Consider the following 18413-nt stretch of genomic DNA (forward strand, 5'->3'; position numbering starts at 1 on the left):
CGTCACTCATGTTGGGAGTTTTTTAATGCAAATTTTACTATATATATGATTTTCATTTATACTATATTGTAAATAATAAATTTAGAGGTTAAGTATGAAAAAGAATATTCCTGCGTTAATTCGCATATTAGATGTGTTCTTGTTCTTAATTATTTTCATTGGTCTATTTTGGCTAACAAACCGCATCTTAGAGACAAATGATTTCTCAAGAACCGTTCACACGATTGTCCAAATTATCGGGCTCAGTACGGCACTACTTCTCGCAATGTTTGTCAGTCGCTTCACTGCTACAAAACTCGCTAAAAAATACGTTGCAGAAGATGAAACCCTAAAAGCTCAGTACACGTACAAGCACAAAAATAAGAAGAGAAAATAAAAAAATAAAGTAAAAAAGCCCCGAACAATTTGTTCAGGGCTTTCGTTATTAATTCGCTACTTCTTCCATAAGTACAAGTTTCTCTGTGTTATCATCGTTGAATACTGTAACTTCAACGTGTTTTGTTAAAATGTCTGCGTATGTATAAGACACGCATTCAAAATTATGTTTTTCTTGATCTAATTCCACTACAAAAACTGCAGGGTGAGTCTCTCTCAAGATTCCACGACGTTTAATGATCGTTCTTCTTCCACCTTGAGCCTCAAGTAAAACGGGATTTCCTAATTCATACTCTAAGACTTCTCTGATATCTCTTATTGTTTTTGGCATAGTTATCCACCTCTATCAATACTCCACTTTATTATATCAAATTTTCAAAAAATTGTCAACAAATTCTTGAAAGCGTTCTACTTTTATGTTATTGCAGAGTGAATAAAATATGCATATTTTTAAATGATTTCTAGTACAGTCTCTTCTAATGCATCGTAGATCTGTTTGTATTCTTCAATCGATAAAGACTCGCCTCTACGTCGTGGGTCAATCCCAGCTTTCTCAATCATCTCTGTGATCTCTGCCTTTTTCTTTTTCCCATCAACAAAGAGTGATTGATAGTTATTTACTATCGTCTTACGACGTTGTACAAAGGCACCTCGCGTCAACTTGAAGAATGTTTTTTCATCTTCGACTTCTACAGGTTTCTCTTTACGTGTCTTCAGCTCAACGATGATTGAGTCCACGTTTGGCGGTGGCATAAATACCGTCTTCGGCACATGCTGAACGACTTTTGCCTCTGTGTAGTAATTGATTGCAATCGATAAAGACCCGTAGCTCTTTGAGCCAGGCTGCGCACTGAGACGCTCGCCCACTTCCTTCTGCATCATCGTATAGTAACGTGAGATAGACGTCGTCTGTTCTAGGAAGTTCATAAGAATTGGCGTTGTAATATAATAGGGCAAGTTCGCCACAACAACAATTTCGTCACAGTCGGACAAGTGTTCTTTAATCGTCTCTTCAATATTCGCTTCAAGTACATCTTTATGAATCACCGTCACGTTATCATACGGGCTTAACGTATCGGCTAAAACAGGAATCAGACGCTGGTCAATCTCAAAGGCAACGACTTTTTTCGCTACTTTCGCTAGTTGTTCAGTTAGCGATCCAATACCAGGACCGACTTCAATTACACCTGTATTCTTTGTCACATCTGCCTTATGCAGCACCTCACGAATCACATTCGCATCAATCAGGAAGTTCTGCCCGAGACTCTTCTTAAACTTAAACTTGTATTTATCTAAAATTTCTTTTGTGCGTTTCGGTGTCGCGATATCTCTCATCACTTTTCTCCTTCATAAGTCTCTAATAACGCTAAGACTTCACCTTTATTTATGCGGTATCGATTTAATTTGTTCCTCATCTGATTGGCGTTCGCGTATCCAAGGTTTAATTGTTCCGATAAAAACTCACGACGCGCTTTAGAATCACTCTGACCTGTGAGTCGTAAATCGACCATATCTGAGATGGAATACAGATCCTCTTCGTGTGTATTTCTCGTCATTACTTTGTCTAATGCGTCTAATATATCCTTTGGTTTTGCGTGCTCTATACCAATTTTACCGCGTTGTCCCCGTGCTTTATTTCTAGATAGGTGTGCTTCTTTGATGTTTGGAAAACGTTCTAGAATGATGTTTCTAATGCGTTCTCCTGGATAATCTGGATCTGTAAAGATGATTGCCCCCCGTGTCGTTAGTGCGATTTCAATTTCGTCTAACGTTCGCTTATTAATGGCAGATCCGTTTGTTTCAATCGTATCACAGTCTAAGACTTCTTTTAGACGGTTGGTATCGTCGCGTCCTTCTACAATGATGATTTCTTTAATTTTTTGTTTCATAAATCCCTCTTAATAAAAAACGGAGCAGAGCTCCGTTTATTTAATGTTGTATATTCTTTTTGCATTTTCTGTCGTGTGTCCTGCGATTTCTTCATAAGTCATATCACGTAATCTTGCAATTTCTTCTGCAACGAGTTTAACGTGCATCGGTTCATTGCGTTTCCCACGATAAGGGTGTGGTGTGAGATATGGTGCATCCGTTTCAACTAACAGACGATCAAGTGGTACTTGTGTTGCCACTTCTTTTGGTACTTTCGCATTCTTGAACGTCACAGGTCCTCCGAGCGACACATAGAACCCAAGGTCTAAAACTTCCTTCAGTTCTGCTTCTGTGGCGTTTGCAAATGCGTGCATGATGCCGCCTACTTCTTCAGCGTGCATCTCTTTTAATATATCAATCGTATCGCGTGTGGCTTCCCTATTGTGTATCACAATCGGAAGTTTCACACGTTTTGCGAGTTCAATTTGCTTTTTGAACACTTCTTTTTGTACATCTTTCGGTGATTTATCCCAATGATAATCGAGCCCCATTTCACCGATCGCAACAATTTTTTCATGTGCAGATAATTCTTCAATCCATTTTAGATCCTCATCTGTCATATCAATTGCGTCGACTGGATGCCAACCGATGACGCCGTAAACATTGTCGTACGTGTCGATTAACTCCATCGTACGATCGATTGTCTTACGATCAAACCCAATAACTACGAACTTTTCGATTCCGTTATCTTCGGCGCGTTTGATGACTGCATCAACCTCGCCCACATATTGATCTGCGTTTAGATGTACATGTGTATCTATTAACATAGACTCACTCCTATTTTACGATACTTCCGTTTTCGATTCCGTTTGGTACCGACACAAGTGTCAGACGGCTATCTTTCTCTGCAGTTAAAATCATACCTTGTGAGAGTTCCCCGCGTAATTTAACTGGTTTTAAGTTTGTTACAACTAAGATTTTCTTACCAATGATGTCGTCAGGTGAATAGTGCTCTGCGATACCTGAGATGATTTGACGCTCTTCATCACCTAGGTCAACATTGATTTTTAATAGCTTATCCGCTTTTTTCACGTTTTCTGCATTAATGATCGTCGCAACTTTGATTTCTACTTTGTCAAAATCATCGATTGTTATTTCGTTCATCACTTCTTCCACCTCTTCTTCTTGTGGCTTGTTTTTATGCATTTCATTTTTAATGTACGCGACTTCTTCTTTCACATCGAGTCTTGGGTAAATTGGTGTTGGCTTTTCTGTTACTTTGCCATCCACTTTGATGCTACCGTAGTTGTGAATTGAGTCGTACTCGAGCACTGACTCTTCAGTAATATTTAATTGCTCAAAGATTTTCTTAGGCCCGTGCGTTAAGAAGGGTTGTAAGAGAATCGCAGCAATGCGGATATTTTCTGCTAAGTGTACCATTACGTTACCGAGTGCTTCTTTGTTTTCTTCATCTCTCGCTAACACCCATGGCTCTGTCTCATCAATGTATTTGTTCGTTCTACTGATGATTGTCCATACACGTTCTAATGCTTTATTGAAGAGTAACTCATCAATATCTGATTCGTATTTTTCGATGTTTTCTTTCACAATTTGTTCTAGGCTTTCATCGATTTCACTTTGTGCACCTTTGTATTCAGGTAATACACCGTCGAAATATTTATTAACCATCGCGATTGTACGGTTTACTAGGTTACCTAAGTCATTCGCAAGATCAAAGTTCGTACGGTCTACAAATCCTTCAGGTGTAAAGACACCGTCAGATCCGAATGGCACTTCACGCATTAAGTAGTAACGCAGTGCGTCAAGTCCATAACGGTCTACGATCATATCTGGGTACACAACGTTCCCTTTAGATTTTGACATCTTACCGTCTTTCATAAGTAACCAGCCGTGTCCAAATAAGCGTTTTGGTGGCTCCACACCAAGTGCCATTAACATGATTGGCCAGTAAATCGCGTGGAAACGAACGATTTCTTTACCAATCATTTGGATATTTGCTGGCCAATATTTGTTGAACATTGTCTCGTCATCGCTACCATATCCAAGAGCCGTAATATAATTCGCTAATGCGTCAATCCACACGTAGATGACGTGTTTAGGATTTGATTTTACAGGAATACCCCATTTAAATGACGTACGTGTCACAGCAAGGTCTTCAAGTCCTGGTTTAATGAAGTTATTAATCATCTCATTTTTACGTGATGTTGGTGAGATAAACTCAGGATGCGCCTCGTAATATTCTAGGAGACGATCTGCATACTTGCTCATTTTGAAGAAGTAACTTTCCTCTTTAACGAGCTCTACTTCGTGTCCGCTTGGTGCCACTCCACCAATGACTTTTCCATTTTCATCTTTATATACTTCAGCAAGCTGGTTTTCAGTGAAATACTCTTCGTCTGACACTGAATACCAACCTTCGTACTCTCCAAGGTAAATATCGCCTTGTTCTAATAACTTTTCAAAGATTTTTTGCACAGCTGCTTTGTGTTGTTCATTTGTCGTACGGTAAAATATATCGTTTGTAATCTCTAGTTTTTTCCAAAGCTTCTGGATGTCTTCCGCCATGTTATCCACGTATTCTTGTGGAGACACGCCAAGTTCATCCGCTTTCTTCTCAATTTTTTGACCGTGCTCATCTGTTCCAGTCAGATAAAACACATCGTAACCACGCATGCGTTTATAGCGCGCTAAAACGTCTGTCGCAATTGTCGTATATGCGTTCCCAATATGGAGTTGACCACTTGGGTAGTAAATCGGTGTAGTAATGTAAAATGTTGGTTTTGACATAGTTAAACTCCTAGAATCTATTATAATGTAATTATTTTTTTGTATGATAAAGATCGTAAACCTCTTGCGTTTTCATACCACGAAGATGGGCAACTTCTTTAATTGCCGCTTTTGTTTTCATGCCCGCTTCAATAAATGATTCGACATGAGCAAAAATGTCTGCGTCGTATTCCACTTCTTTTTCTTCATATCCACTTATAACTATAACAAATTCGCCCTTTAAAGGCATTTCTGCACCTAGTTTTTCATGCATTTCTTTTGCTTTTAATGTCAGTGTTTGTTCGAATTTTTTTGAAATTTCTCGTGAAACAGAAATGATGCGTTTTGGGTCGTGTTCACTAATCTCTTGAACGAGGTTTTTAATGCGGTGTGGTGATTCATAAAGCACCGCTGTTTTGTCGTGGTATAAAATCTCTTCTAGCTTTTCTCGCTTCTTCTGGTTTGATTTCGGTAAGAACCCAAAGTATGTGAATTCAAACGATGGGATACCAGACAGAATGAGTGCCATCGTAAATGCAGATGCCCCAGGAATTACTGTATACTCAAGATTCTCTTTTTGCATTTCTTGTATGAGTTCAAACCCTGGATCTGAAATGATTGGCATCCCTGCGTCAGAGACGAGTGCAAACGTTGTGCCTGTTTTCATCTCTTCGATAATTTTTTTAGTGGCAGTTTCTTTATTGTAGTCGTGATAGCTGACGAGTTTCGTGTCGATTTCAAAGTAATTTAAGAGCTTTCTCGAAACTCTCGTATCTTCTGCTAAGATGACATCTACTTCTTTTAATGTCGAGATTTGGCGATAGCTCATGTCGTCTAAGTTTCCGATTGGCGTGCCTGTGATGTATAGATTCATTCCATCACCTCCATCAATTTAAATTTTTCACTTCTTGAGAGCTGTTTGATTTCATATTCGCGTTTCATGGCGTCGCTTTTTGAGTCAAACATCTCAACGTATTTCAGTTCGACTGGCAATCTCGCTCGTGTATACTTTGCGCCAGTGCCGTTATTATGAGCAATCATGCGTTTATCTACATCTACTGTATATCCTGTGTAGAGCGTGTTGTCACTGCACATAACGATGTAAACATAATGTCCATTAGCCATAATACACCTCGAGCATTTCTTCCGTGTATGTACGGTCGTGATTATAGATGTAGAATGACGATTCGACTTTGACAAATGCATCACTATTAAAGATCGCTTCAACTAAGACAAACAGTGCGTTTTTGCTGTGTTTTGTCGAATATACAAACTGCATGCGCGACACTCTAAATCCGTGTTTATGCATGTATTCAATGACTTCTCCAATGCGTTCAGCACGGTGCACCATGTACAGTTTACCTTTATTTTTAATTAAGTATTTAGACGCTTTGATGATTTCTTCTAAAGTGATTAGAACTTCCGTTCTCGCGATCTGGTGGTGCGTATTTTGATGCACGGGTTGATTGTTTTTAAAATACGGTGGATTCACTGTCACGATATCTGCGATGGAATGCTTAAACTCCGATTTTATGTCGTTGATATCTTGTTCAACCATCGTGATTTGATCTGACTTATCATTCATTTCGATACTGCGGTTCGCCATATCAACAAGTCTATCCTGCACCTCTACTCCAACAATCTCCGCATTCGTTTTGTGAGATAAAAGGAGAGGTACAATTCCGTTTCCAGCGCACAAATCGATGATTTCATTTGTGCGTTTTGTTGGTTTAACAAAGTTGGCTAACAGGAGGGCATCAACAGAAAAACTGAACGTTTCATCACTCTGTATAATCTTCATTTTTTCACGGAACAGTTCATCGATTCGCTCTGTATTTTTTAACACGTACTTCTCTCCTTAACCAAAATAAAAGCAGCCAAAAGCTGCCTTTATCTTTTACGATCTAAAAATTCTAAGCAGAAGAGACAGGACTCACCGTGTCTGTGCTCTCCAAACTTAACGCTGCATACATGAAATCCTTCGTCATATAAGCTCTTTAGTGTATTTTCTTTAAATGATTCGTCTTTTTCACTCGACGATTCTTTTAATAGCTTTTTGTAATTATCTCTTTCAATTTCTAAGCTGACGTTTTCTTCAGCCAGTGCAACCGCAAGGGTTTTAATTGTTGTGAAATTTTCGCTGAGTGTTTTGATTTCTCTTTCAAGTCGCTCTATTTCAGAGAACAATTCATCTCTCATCACGCGTTTCACGCCTCCCCTTGTAGTTCATCCATCGTAAACTCATGTATGTAATTTTCTTTATCTTTTGCTCTAACTACTAAGTCTAAAATGTTGATACCGATAACTTCCAGGCGTCCAGCTGGCGTTTTAATTCTGGCGCCAACGTCTGGCATGTCTCTGCGTGCTTCTTCATAATAGTCGTTCTCATAACTTAAGCAGCACATGAGTTTTCCACATGCACCTGAAATTTTAGTTGGCGTAAGTGACAGATCTTGGTTTTTCGCCATTTGAATAGATACTGGCGTAAAATCGCCAAGGTAGCTTGAACAACAGTGAGAAAGTCCACATGGTCCGACGCCTCCTAAGAAGCGTGCTTTTTCACGAAGGCCGATTTGTCTCAGCTCAATTCTCGTTCTAAACTCTGTTGCGAGCGTACGAACAAGTGCTCTAAAGTCTACTCGTGTATCGGCTGTAAAGAAGAAGATGAGCTTCTTCTTATCCAGTGTGTATTTTGCATCTACGAGTTTCATTTCGAGCTGTTCATCTTTCACGGCAGACTTACAAAAATCCATCGCGTCTCTGGCTATTACACTATTCTCATTGTTTACTCTAATATCTTCTTCTGTTGCAAGGCGAATCACTTTACCATCTGGTTCAACAATATCTTTGATATTTACATCATAATTGGGTTTAATTACTCTATATAATTCAATACCACGCTTCGTTTCTGCAACGATTATGTCGTCCGCACTTAACTCACCAGTGTTTACTTGGAGATACGTGTGTTCAAAAAAATCGAGCGGCGTAGCTTTCACTAATGTAATCACTGTGCTCAACCTTTCAAGCGTATAATCATACTTTCAAACACGAGCGTTGGGTTAACATTGCTCGATAAGAGTTGATTCGCTTTTTCTATCTCTTCTAGCATCCTACTTACTCTCGTCATATTTACGGTATTCGTAAATGGCTCTAATTTAAATGGCTTGAATCCATCGATATCAAGAAGCTCATACATTGCTTGTCTCACATATCCGTCAAGAAGTGTGAGCATCAAAATATAATCTTTACGTTCTTTTAATACATCTAATACACGTGTCAAGTCGATTAAAACAAGTGGATGATCATTCAACCATCTTGCACCAAATAAATTTGCTGCATTTACGATTTCTTTGAAATCATCGCCTAAATCTAACACATGATTAGTGTCTAATTTGAGCGTTTGAGCGATGTGCTGTAATGGTTCACTCAGTTCCATGAGTCCTGCTTTTCTATCTTCATCAGTACCTTTAAAAGACAGATGTTGGGCTCTTGAGTGAATCGTCGGTAGAATGCTACTTTTATCTGTAGTTAAAAGGAGAGCCACCGTTTTTTGCGGTGGTTCTTCTAGAAACTTTAATATGCTGTTTTCAGCTTGAACCGTTAATTTCTCAAACGACTCGATGATATACACTTTGTAATCTGAGTGAATGGGTTTTTGGTTCATTAAACGTACGACGTCAGAAATGTCTTCTTTTTTGATGGTCATCTCATCCGTGCGTAAATAATAATAATCTGGGTGATTCCCACTCTCGATGAGTTCTCTTGTTTCATCGTCAGAACCTAAAATCATTGTTGCGAAATGAATACCGACACGTCTCGCAGTCTCAATCGCATCGCTTTCAATCATATACGTATGCACTAAGCGATTATTATCGATGATTGCTTGTAACGTTCTGTCTTGAGTCATCGCTTAAAATCTTTCGAATTGTTCGATTGGAAGCACAAATACTGTTGCTCCCCCAACTTCTACTTCTACTGGATATGGGATATATGAATCTGCGTTACCACCCATTGGAGTTACAGGAGCAACTGTTTGTTCACGGTTACCACATGTGTCATCAATGAGTTGTAATAGTTCGTTTACACGCTCGTCTTGAACACCACATAGGAATGTTGTGTTACCTGCACGTAAGAACCCACCCGTAGACGCGAGTTTTGTGTTACGGAAGTTATTCTTTGTTAATTTATCTGTAAGTCTTTGGCTATCATGGTCTTGTACAATTGCAATTACCATTTTCATTATAGGTCACCTCTAGATTTAATAAATGTTGTGATTTGATCTATTGCTGATTCAATTACCACTTCAAGCGGTTCACTCGCATCAATGGTTACGATGCGTTCAGAGTATAATTCTGATAGTTTATTATACCCTAAAACAACGCGCTTATGAAAGTCGAGTTCTTCGTTATCTAGCCTATTATGTTCGACATCGTTTGTCTTTTTTCTCGAGAGTCCAATTTCTGGATCGAGCTTTAAATACAGGGTTAAATCTGGCATGTGATTTTCTACTGCGATCTTGTTGATTTCCATCACAGTATCAAATCCGAGATTTCTTGCGATACCTTGATATGCGAGTGAGCTATCGATATAGCGGTCACACAATACCATCTGTCCGTCTTCTAATGCCGGAAGTATCTTTTCTGTTAAATGGACGCGTCTGCTTGCTGCAAATAGCAATGCTTCAGTAATTCCATCAATTTCAGAGTCTTCATCTAAAATAATATCTCTGATTTTTTCACTCACATGAATGCCACCTGGCTCACGTGTTACCATCACTTCAGTCTCTTTTTCAAAGTGTTTTTGAACGGCTTTTATGACAGTCGATTTCCCTGAACCTTCCGGTCCTTCAAAAGTTATAAATACAGACATCTTATCGCTCCGTGTAATAATCTAGAGTATCCTCTAGTCCCTCTATTTTAACATTATTTATACGTAGTTGCATGATTTCTGTGACATCACGCTCTGTAATCAGATCGCCGCTTTTAATTATTGGAACCCCTGGTGGATATGGCACGATATTTCTAACCGCTTTTTTACCAATTAGTACCGAAAGATCTATTGTTTTTGTGTTTTGTTCTTCTTTTACTTCAACCATGCTAATTCTCTCTAATAATAAATCAAATGGGAATGTATCCCCATCATGCCAAAGTGGCAAGCACCATAATACCCCTCTATCTGTCACCATTTCTGAGTAGATGTTATGTTTTCTGAATGCTTTTTCTAATGTGTATGGAGAATGATTTTTTATATTTAAGATAAACTTTGCAGGATCGTTAGATTCCTCGACTGTGATATTGTTATCTTCGAGTGCATTTTTTACTGATTTTCTCATCAAGAAGAACACTTCGTCATCAAACTCTTCATAGAAGGCATGTCCAGATTCAATAGAGAGTAACGATAAGTATGATGGACTTGATGTCTCAAAAATATCGATGTATTTCATAACTCGGCGCATCGTGTGTTTATCTTTAACAAACACTACAGACGCACCCGTTAAGCTTGGCAAACCTTTATGATAAGACTGTACGACGATATCTGCACCAAAGTTCATGGATGATTTCGGGAAGTTTTCTGTGATGTCAAAATGCGCACCATGCGCTTCATCGACGAATACTTTACCGCCTTTTGAGTGAGCGTGAGAAATCATCTTTTCGATGTCATACACGTCACCGTGATACGTCGGATATGTGAGGACAACGATTGATTTTTCGTCAAACGGTGTCTCTAGGATTTCACTGATTTTTATTGTTTTAGGTACTGCGTTTAATAGTTCTATAGCATGATGCACTGATTTATGTGCGTCGTCTACAATGTAGATGGTTTTACTTTCATCGTAGAGTGCGTGCAGCCCACTTAAGACACCTGTTGTGCTACCATTTACGAGTGCTTGCGCATGGTATCCTTCATGCTTTTTCGCAAGACGTTCGTTTAACTCACTTAGGATTTCTGTTGGCTCGTGTAAATTGTCGAGCTCAGGAATTTCTGTCATGTCGAAGCTGATTTCGATGTCATTTAAATTCCCTATTGTTTTACTTTTATGTCCAGGCACATGCATGGATATTGCATGTGCCGATTTTAATTCATTTAATTTTTCTAATAAACCCATTGTCTAAACTCCTTTTATTCTCACTTATCGTACATGTTTTTTAGAGTTTAGAAAACCATCATTACTCTTTTTCTTTTAATAAATTATGTTCTTTTAAGAATTCCATCGCGACTTCTTTTTCAGTCTGACCATCGATATCGACTTTCTTGTTTAAATTGCGCATCGTATCGTCGTCGATTAAACCAGCGAGTTGATTGATGATATCTTCGAGTTCTGGGTTTTCATCTAACAATTCTTTATTAATGGTAGGTGCCGCATAGTATGGTGGAAAGAGCATTTTGTCGTCTTCTAGAACCTTGAGATCGAACTTTTCGATACGTGCATCCGTCGCATAGACATCTGCCACGTCAATCTCCCCGCTGTCTAAAGCCGCATACACAACGCCTGAATCCATCGTTTGAACGTTTCCGAATGATACACCGTATACATCTTGAATCCCTTTATACCCATCACTACGTTCTAGGAATTCTGCCGATGAACCAAACTTCATCCGGTCTGCGATATTTCTTAAATCACTAATTGTTTCGATATCATGTTCTTCAGCGAAATCTTGACGTACAGCAATCGCGTATGTGTTGTTGAATCCAAGCTCGTCTAACCAAACGGAGTTCTTCTCTTTATCGTATACATCTTTAACGTGATTATAGACGTCTTCAGGAGTTTCGTATTCAAAGTCATCTTCTTTTAAAATGTCGACTAAGGCAGTCCCTGTATACTCAACGTACATGTCATATTGTCCGTTATCCATCCCTTGAACGAGGTTTGGAGTACCCGTAATATATGACTCTTTCTTCACTTTAATGTCTGTTTCTTGTTCAATTAATTCTTTATACATGTACACGAGAATTTCTTGTTCTGTGTCTGCTTTACCACTGATTACCATGTCTTCATTTGAGAATACTGTCTTAAATATTCCTGCTCCAAAGATGAGTAGGAGTGCGACAATAATCGAATAAAACGTCGCTTTAGACGCACGTGACTGATTATTCTTCCCAGGCATCGCATGATTTTCGACATATTTAAGTAAAAAGTCAAAGAGCAGTGCAATCAGTGCTGCCGGAATTGCTCCCGCCATGATCAGTCCTGTACTATTCGTTGATAATCCTCTGAAGATAAAGTCCCCGAGACCACCTGCGCCGATAAGTCCGGCGATTGTCGCAACACCAACAACGAGCACTGTCGCAGTACGAATCCCTCCCATGATGACGCTTGCTGCGAGCGGAATTTCCACGATGAAGAGTTGCTGTTTGTTTGTCATCCCCATGCCGATACCTGCTTGAATTGTCGAGCGGTTCACTGAATTAATACCGACATATGTGTTACGTAGTATAGGAAGTAAGCCATATACAGTTAACGCAATAATTGCAGGTAAACGTCCCGTCCCGATGATTGGCACCATGAATACGAGTAGCGCTAAACTCGGGATTGTCTGGAACACTGACGTGATTCCAATGATTGGACCTGCGAGTTTTGGTGTACGCGTTAAGAAAATACCGAGTGGTACTGCAATGAGAATTGCGATAAGCAGTGCAATCATTGAAATACCGATGTGCTGCACAATAAGGTTCCACAGCTCACTTGTTCGTGTAGTTACTATGTCATAAATTTCACGCCACATTATGCCTCACCCCCAACAGATTCTGCCGTGAGCATCGATAGAAGTTTCGTGTGGTCTAAGACACCGGCGTACATGTCTTTATCTTTTACAATAGGTAAGAGGTTTCTGTTCTCATTGACTTCTTTGATAATCGAATCTAAGTCGAGCTTAGAATCCACTGTTACGAAATTATTTTTCGGCTCTATGTCTTTATTCAGCACATCATACAGACTGAGCGTTCCGACCACTTGCATGTTGTCTATGACCGGTAGCACGTTAACTTTATGCGATTTGAATACATGGATGAGATCTATGTTAGTTAGCGTGTTTTTATCAACTGTCGGATAGTTTTTTTCCATCCATTTTTCTACATTAAAGTTTTGCATAGCAAAACGTCTTGGACGATCTTTGCCGATAAACTCACGTACAAACTCATTTTTAGGTTTGAACAGAAGTTCCCGAGGAGTACCAAGTTGCTCAATCTTACCGTCTTTCATGAGAAGAATGCGGTCGCCGATTTTTAAAGCCTCGTCAATGTCGTGCGTCACGAAAACAATGGTCTTATTCACTTCCGTTTGGATTCTTAGAAACTCATCTTGAAGCTGGAGTTTCGTTACAGGGTCGAGCGCAGAAAACGGCTCGTCCATTAGAATGATGTTCGGGTTACTGTAGAGCGCACGAATCACACCGATACGTTGCTGCTGACCACCTGAAAGCTCTTCAGGATAACGTTCTCTGAACTCAACCGGATCCATTCCGACCATAGTCAGAAGCTCATCGACTCTATTATCGTCGCGCTTTTCACCCTTTAGACGATTCACGAGGCTGATGTTCTCTGCTATTGTCATGTGAGGCATGAGCCCTACATCTTGGATGACATACCCCATGCTGCGGCGAAGTTCTACCGGATCAAAATCATTTATGTTTTTATCGTCAATATAAATCTCACCATCAGTCGTATCAATCAATCGATTAATCATCTTCATAGTTGTGGACTTCCCACTCCCAGAAGGACCGATGATCACGAAGAGCTCAAACGAATCGATGTCGACAGACAAATTATCCACCGCAACGAACTCATTGTAGCGCTTTGTAACATTTTTAATAGAAATCATTACGCACCCTCAATTCTATTTAATAAGTACCCTTTCATATACCCTAATTACAAAAGGACACAACATATTAAATTAAAATTGAAATTTAATCATAAATAAAAAAAGTGAGTAAAGTTAATATATATTGTTTAATACAGTTAGAAAAAAGCGATTTAAATGTTTGCCTTTCTTATTTAGAATTATTATAATTAAGGGAATTACAATATAGGGGTGCTCACTTATGATTGAGTGGATAAAAACACATAAAGAAATGACAAATACCATTATCAGTGCAATTTTAATTATTGTAGGTATTATTTTGCAATATCAAGAACAAAGTACGCTTGCAGTTTCTTCATTTATACTCGCTTTTTTAATAGGAGGATACTTTTCAGCTAAATCAGGTCTTACAGAACTCGTTAAAGAAAAACAACTAAATGTTGATGTATTGATGATTTTAGCGGCAGTGGGTGCTTCAATTATCGGCTATTGGATGGAAGCAGCTCTACTCATTTTCATTTTCTCCCTTTCAGAATCATTAGAAACAATGGCAAATGAAAAGAGTAGGAATGCAATTTCCGAACTAATGAATTTAACGCCTGATACAGCGCGTCGATATAACGCTGATGGTACAATTGATGTAGTACCTACAAAAGAGTTGAAAATTGGAGACGTCATTCAAGTACCACGAGGAGAAATCGTACCCATTGATGGTACTCTCGACTCTGATTTTGCAATTATTAATGAAGCTGCAGTCACAGGTGAATCCGTCCCAATTGAAAAAACACGAGATATGGAAGTTATTGGAGGCACCATCAACGAAGGGAACCTTTTTAATATTCTTGTAACTGTTGAAGATAATAACACTTTATTCTCAAAAATTATTCGACTTGTGGAAGAAGCACAGTCTTCTCCCTCAAAGACAGCAAGTTTTATTGAATCCCTAGAAAACACTTATGTAAAAGTCGTGTTGGTAGGAGTACCCGTATTTATCTTATTTGTATATTTTATACTTGATTGGACATTTACAGAATCCTTTTATAGAGGAATGGTGCTCTTAACAGTAGCATCTCCATGTGCGCTAGTTGCAAGTGCAACTCCTGCAACACTTTCAGCAATTAGTCGTGCCGCAAAACGCGGTATGGTGTTTAAAGGAGGACAATCAATTGATAACGTACAGAGTTTAAATGCGATTATATTTGATAAAACAGGTACTTTAACAATTGGAAAACCTACAGTGACAGACGCATTCTTTATGGAAGGTGTAGACCAAAACACTGTTAAAAAAGTGGTCAAGGCGGCAGAGTATGGATCCACACATCCAATAGCAAGTGCCCTTGTTGATTATTTAGAGGATACAGAATTAATTGAGCTTAATACTATTCAAGATATTACAGGCAAAGGATTCCAGGTTACACATAATGGAGATATTTGGAAAATTGGTAAACATGAGTTTGTAATTACCGAAGATACGATTAGTTTAGAAGATGAGATAGGTAAAATAGCCACACAGAAGGAAAATGAAGGAAGTACTGTCATTTTTGTTAGTAAAAATAAAATATTAACTGGTTACTTCGCTCTAGAAGATAAACTTAAAAAGGATAGTAAAGACGCGATAGAACAACTAAACAATATGAACATTGAGACAATAATGGTAACGGGCGACAATGAAAATACTGCACAACATATCGCAGACCTAGTAGGCATAAAAACAGTGTATGCAAATAGAATGCCTGATGAGAAATCTTCAATACTAGATGAAATAAAACAAAAATATGGCAACGTTGGTATGGTTGGTGACGGAATAAACGATGCACCAGCACTTGCTAAAGCAGATATTGGCTTCGCAATGGGTTCTGGTACAGATATCGCCATGGAAACAGCTGATGTAGTTCTAATTCAAGATGATTTAAAACAAATACCATTTGCAGTGTTATTATCTAAAAAGATGAAGCGAATAATTATGTCAAATGTCATTTTTGCACTTTCAGTAATCATACTATTAATCACAGCTAACTTATTCCAAGCAATTAACTTACCCCTTGGCGTGATCGGACATGAAGGATCTACTATACTTGTAATTTTAAATGGCTTAAGATTATTAATGTTTAGAGATTAAGTAAATTTTACATGAAATAATTAAACCCCTAAATCTAAAAAATGGATTTTGTACCGAACCCATAAATCCGGACATTCTTGTCTGTGCTTTCTTATATGGCTTGTTTCCTGTATTGAATAGAAGACAGGCCATTTAATTTCTCTTTAATTCTTCTGTTATTTTACCAATCAATATACTCTTCTAATACATAATACAAATGTATACCTGTCCTACTAGACACAATAAACGTCGGAATAGGAATACGTCTCACTCTATTTTCATTACTAAATCTTCTAATCATATTATCTAGTTCATTCATACCTACTACTCAATATCTTATTTAATTCAAATATCTCTTTATTACTCATAATATCTCCCTCCTAAATTTAGATAGAAACACATGCTTATTTTTAAAAACCCATAAAATCTATATGGGGAGCTTAGATTATAATGAATTAATTGAACACTTTGTCTTTTTTAAAAGTTCGAGAAAGATGTAATCCTCTCGAACCTTTAGGATCATAATATGGACATTATTAAATTAAAGATGAAAAACGATAACGAAAATAGGAATGCAAACAATATTACATTTCTCCAAGGTAGCCGTTTATCCTCTCTATTTAAAAAGTTAACGAAAATAGAAACTCCAAAACTCGTTGCTGCAAATAAAACGTACCCTAAAATGATTTCGATAATTTCACCTTCTTCTATTTATTTTAGTCTATATTTATCTTACTAAAATAAATAATAGAAAGGAAAGGTTTTATGAAAAATAAGAAAAGTTATATTTTTACTCTAGTCGCTTTAGTATTCTTTATTATTTGTTTACCCTCTGTTGCAAGTGCTAACGAGGAAGTTTCTTCAGATGAAATAGACAGCATAATTAACGAATTGATTGATGATGTTAATTCTCAATTAGAAGAGGGAAAAACATACATTAAGTCATCTACAACTGTTCCCGGTACTGATGAGATTATGGAAATTATTGTAGAAGGAAACTCTAAAATTTTCGATAATAAAAAGCAACTTAGTACCTATGTAGCTCCTAGTGGTATTAAGAATTATAGTGTCACTATAAGATCTCTTAATACTAGTAAATTACCAGGATTTTCTTATACCTTCAAAGGTAGCTTTACTTATAAAAATGGGAAAGTTACAGCATATACAAAGAACAACCTCAATTCAGGCATCAGTTATTCACATACAGTTGTACAATCAAGAGTACATTATTTAGATCCTAGTGTATTACAGTTATCAAGTGATGTTCAGCACAAATGGTGAGGAAAAGTAGGTCAATACTCTGGTTTAGGTTATACAAGTTATATTACTATCAATGCTTATGGTAGTGGCACTTATAGAGTAGAATATGCTCGATATCAAAGTGGATTAAGCTATTAAAATTCTATTCAAATTTATAAATCAAACATTGTGATATTCCTTGACTATATTTGTGGAGAACCTCGCCCAATCCCAACAAAAGTAGATATAAGTGAGGAGTAACAATGAAAAATCTAAAAAAAGTAATCTTTGCAACTTTACTTTGCTTATCCCTATCTATTTTTACGTATGAGATTATTAATGCAAAAGTAAATAATCTCTTACAAAAATATATAACACAGTTTTCTGGAGCGACAAATAATATTAATCAAATCGCAAAAAAATTCATCAACATGATACATCTTATAAAAAAGAGTTAGAAAATATAATTAAAAATCAAAATGAAATGAATCAAATTTTAATTAGAATTTTTAAAGGTGTGGGGATTTTATGGCGACAATTTCTGTCCAAAAAATAAAAAATATAGAGGCAAGCATTGATTATGTACTTGGAAAAATGAAGAACGGATCTCGTACCGTTGAGGTCATAATTTAAATCCGTATGATGCGAAATTTCAAATGCGAGACCTGCAGTATCAATTACGGAAAGAGTGGCTTAATTCATTGTCACGGGATACAAAATGCGGTTCAGTTAGATGGAAAGTCTAGAAGAAGAAATACAAATTTCCAAACTGTTGCGAAAAAATCAGATGAAATCTGTCGTAAATATGGATTATCTGTTCTAGATAACTATAAAGAACATATAAAAGAAAATGGAGAACGGGTCACTCCTATTGATACCACTAAGAGGCAACCCAAATCGCATCACTGGATTAATAAGAGAAATGAACAAACAGATTACGAAAGCCTTCAAGAAAAAATTAATCATATAAAAAAACTGAGACAAATAACCCCCTAAATCCGGACTCGGATTTAGGGGGTCAGTGTAATTTAAGGGTCTTTCTATATCAAAAAGTAAAACAAATAAAAAAAGAGACCTTACGGTCTCAATGCGGCTCATCGCATCCATAATATTTATTATGCATTGCCTAGCAGCGTCCTACTCTCGCAGGGAAACCCCAACTACCATCGGCGCTGGAGAGCTTAACTTCTGTGTTCGGCATGGGAACAGGTGTGGCCTCTCCGCCATCGCCACTAGACATGGAATGTT

General features: G+C 37.7%; 21 protein-coding genes, 1 rRNA gene and 1 pseudogene. 4 read left to right on the forward strand and 19 right to left on the reverse strand.

From position 1 onward, the window contains the following. Positions 1-94 precede the first annotated feature (94 nt). Entirely contained in the window at positions 95-376 is a 282-nt protein-coding gene (locus IEU51_RS07760; RefSeq protein ID WP_186084297.1) for a hypothetical protein, read from the forward strand. A 48-nt stretch (positions 377-424) separates the two neighbouring features. On the opposite strand, the gene IEU51_RS07765 is transcribed toward IEU51_RS07760, so the two are convergent. From IEU51_RS07765 to IEU51_RS07840, 16 genes are all read right to left on the reverse strand, one after another. Further along, positions 425-706: a Veg family protein gene (locus tag IEU51_RS07765; protein WP_186075936.1), complete on the reverse strand. Its 282-nt coding sequence runs from the start codon at positions 704-706 to the stop codon at positions 425-427. A gap of 119 nt (positions 707-825) precedes the next feature. After that, positions 826-1710, reverse strand: a complete 885-nt coding sequence (gene rsmA, locus IEU51_RS07770) for a 16S rRNA (adenine(1518)-N(6)/adenine(1519)-N(6))-dimethyltransferase RsmA (RefSeq protein WP_186084295.1) — start codon at positions 1708-1710, stop codon at positions 826-828. Further along, on the reverse strand, positions 1710-2264 hold the full coding sequence (rnmV, locus tag IEU51_RS07775; RefSeq protein WP_186084293.1) for a ribonuclease M5: 555 nt from the start codon (positions 2262-2264) through the stop codon (positions 1710-1712). Before rnmV ends, rsmA begins: the two co-directional genes overlap by 1 nt. Positions 2265-2300: 36 nt before the next feature. Further along, positions 2301-3071, reverse strand: a complete 771-nt coding sequence (locus IEU51_RS07780) for a TatD family hydrolase (RefSeq protein WP_186084291.1) — start codon at positions 3069-3071, stop codon at positions 2301-2303. A gap of 10 nt (positions 3072-3081) precedes the next feature. Then, positions 3082-5052 (reverse strand): methionine--tRNA ligase, encoded by a 1971-nt coding sequence (gene metG, locus IEU51_RS07785; protein ID WP_186084289.1) that lies wholly within the window; start codon positions 5050-5052, stop codon positions 3082-3084. Positions 5053-5083: 31 nt separating this feature from the next. Continuing rightward, positions 5084-5905 carry a 16S rRNA (cytidine(1402)-2'-O)-methyltransferase gene (gene rsmI / locus IEU51_RS07790; RefSeq protein ID WP_186084287.1) on the reverse strand — a complete coding sequence of 274 codons (822 nt, stop codon included), beginning with the start codon at positions 5903-5905 and terminating at the stop codon, positions 5084-5086. Beyond that, positions 5902-6156 carry a GIY-YIG nuclease family protein gene (locus IEU51_RS07795; protein ID WP_186084285.1) on the reverse strand — a complete coding sequence of 85 codons (255 nt, stop codon included), beginning with the start codon at positions 6154-6156 and terminating at the stop codon, positions 5902-5904. The genes rsmI and IEU51_RS07795 overlap by 4 nt, the downstream gene beginning before the upstream one ends. Beyond that, positions 6149-6877, reverse strand: a complete 729-nt coding sequence (locus tag IEU51_RS07800; RefSeq protein WP_186084283.1) for a tRNA1(Val) (adenine(37)-N6)-methyltransferase — start codon at positions 6875-6877, stop codon at positions 6149-6151. Before IEU51_RS07800 ends, IEU51_RS07795 begins: the two co-directional genes overlap by 8 nt. A 44-nt stretch (positions 6878-6921) precedes the next feature. Then, positions 6922-7242 (reverse strand): initiation-control protein YabA, encoded by a 321-nt coding sequence (locus IEU51_RS07805; protein WP_229713912.1) that lies wholly within the window; start codon positions 7240-7242, stop codon positions 6922-6924. Next, positions 7239-8039: a PSP1 domain-containing protein gene (locus IEU51_RS07810; RefSeq protein WP_186084281.1), complete on the reverse strand. Its 801-nt coding sequence runs from the start codon at positions 8037-8039 to the stop codon at positions 7239-7241. Before IEU51_RS07810 ends, IEU51_RS07805 begins: the two co-directional genes overlap by 4 nt. A gap of 5 nt (positions 8040-8044) precedes the next feature. After that, on the reverse strand, positions 8045-8938 hold the full coding sequence (locus IEU51_RS07815) for a DNA polymerase III subunit (protein WP_186084279.1): 894 nt from the start codon (positions 8936-8938) through the stop codon (positions 8045-8047). Between the two features lie 3 nt (positions 8939-8941). Then, positions 8942-9271: a cyclic-di-AMP receptor gene (locus IEU51_RS07820; RefSeq protein ID WP_186075916.1), complete on the reverse strand. Its 330-nt coding sequence runs from the start codon at positions 9269-9271 to the stop codon at positions 8942-8944. Next, positions 9271-9900: a dTMP kinase gene (gene tmk / locus IEU51_RS07825; protein ID WP_186084277.1), complete on the reverse strand. Its 630-nt coding sequence runs from the start codon at positions 9898-9900 to the stop codon at positions 9271-9273. The genes IEU51_RS07820 and tmk overlap by 1 nt, the downstream gene beginning before the upstream one ends. A gap of 1 nt (position 9901) precedes the next feature. Next, positions 9902-11137 (reverse strand): aminotransferase class I/II-fold pyridoxal phosphate-dependent enzyme, encoded by a 1236-nt coding sequence (locus IEU51_RS07830; RefSeq protein WP_186084275.1) that lies wholly within the window; start codon positions 11135-11137, stop codon positions 9902-9904. Between the two features lie 61 nt (positions 11138-11198). Next, positions 11199-12755 carry a glycine betaine ABC transporter substrate-binding protein gene (locus IEU51_RS09420; protein ID WP_186084273.1) on the reverse strand — a complete coding sequence of 519 codons (1557 nt, stop codon included), beginning with the start codon at positions 12753-12755 and terminating at the stop codon, positions 11199-11201. Next, a complete protein-coding gene (locus IEU51_RS07840; protein WP_186084271.1) occupies positions 12755-13849 on the reverse strand; it encodes an ABC transporter ATP-binding protein in 1095 nt (364 codons plus the stop codon). The genes IEU51_RS09420 and IEU51_RS07840 overlap by 1 nt, the downstream gene beginning before the upstream one ends. 220 nt (positions 13850-14069) lie before the next feature. Here IEU51_RS07840 and IEU51_RS07845 point away from each other — a divergent pair, with 220 nt between their 5' ends. Beyond that, entirely contained in the window at positions 14070-15947 is a 1878-nt protein-coding gene (locus tag IEU51_RS07845; protein WP_186084270.1) for a heavy metal translocating P-type ATPase, read from the forward strand. Positions 15948-16038: 91 nt separating this feature from the next. On the opposite strand, the pseudogene IEU51_RS07850 reads toward IEU51_RS07845, so the two are convergent. Together IEU51_RS07850 and IEU51_RS07855 are read right to left on the reverse strand one after the other, a co-directional pair. Then, positions 16039-16131 (reverse strand): annotated as a pseudogene (locus IEU51_RS07850) (IS3 family transposase); the annotation flags it as partial. Then, the gene (locus IEU51_RS07855) at positions 16108-16245 is read right to left on the reverse strand and encodes a hypothetical protein (protein WP_186084560.1); all 138 of its coding nucleotides are present in this window, start codon (positions 16243-16245) and stop codon (positions 16108-16110) included. The gene IEU51_RS07855 and the pseudogene IEU51_RS07850, both read right to left, overlap by 24 nt. 446 nt (positions 16246-16691) lie before the next feature. Here IEU51_RS07855 and IEU51_RS07860 point away from each other — a divergent pair, with 446 nt between their 5' ends. Next, the gene (locus IEU51_RS07860) at positions 16692-17207 is read left to right on the forward strand and encodes a hypothetical protein (protein ID WP_186084268.1); all 516 of its coding nucleotides are present in this window, start codon (positions 16692-16694) and stop codon (positions 17205-17207) included. Between the two features lie 597 nt (positions 17208-17804). Further along, the gene (locus tag IEU51_RS07865) at positions 17805-18161 is read left to right on the forward strand and encodes a relaxase family protein (protein WP_186084266.1); all 357 of its coding nucleotides are present in this window, start codon (positions 17805-17807) and stop codon (positions 18159-18161) included. Between the two features lie 128 nt (positions 18162-18289). Here the strand turns inward: IEU51_RS07865 and rrf are convergent. Next, a 5S ribosomal RNA gene (rrf, locus tag IEU51_RS07870) occupies positions 18290-18402 on the reverse strand. Positions 18403-18413: the final 11 nt, after the last annotated feature.

Source organism: Phocicoccus schoeneichii (assembly GCF_014635565.1).
GTDB classification, from domain to species: Bacteria; Bacillota; Bacilli; order Staphylococcales; family Salinicoccaceae; genus Phocicoccus; species Phocicoccus schoeneichii.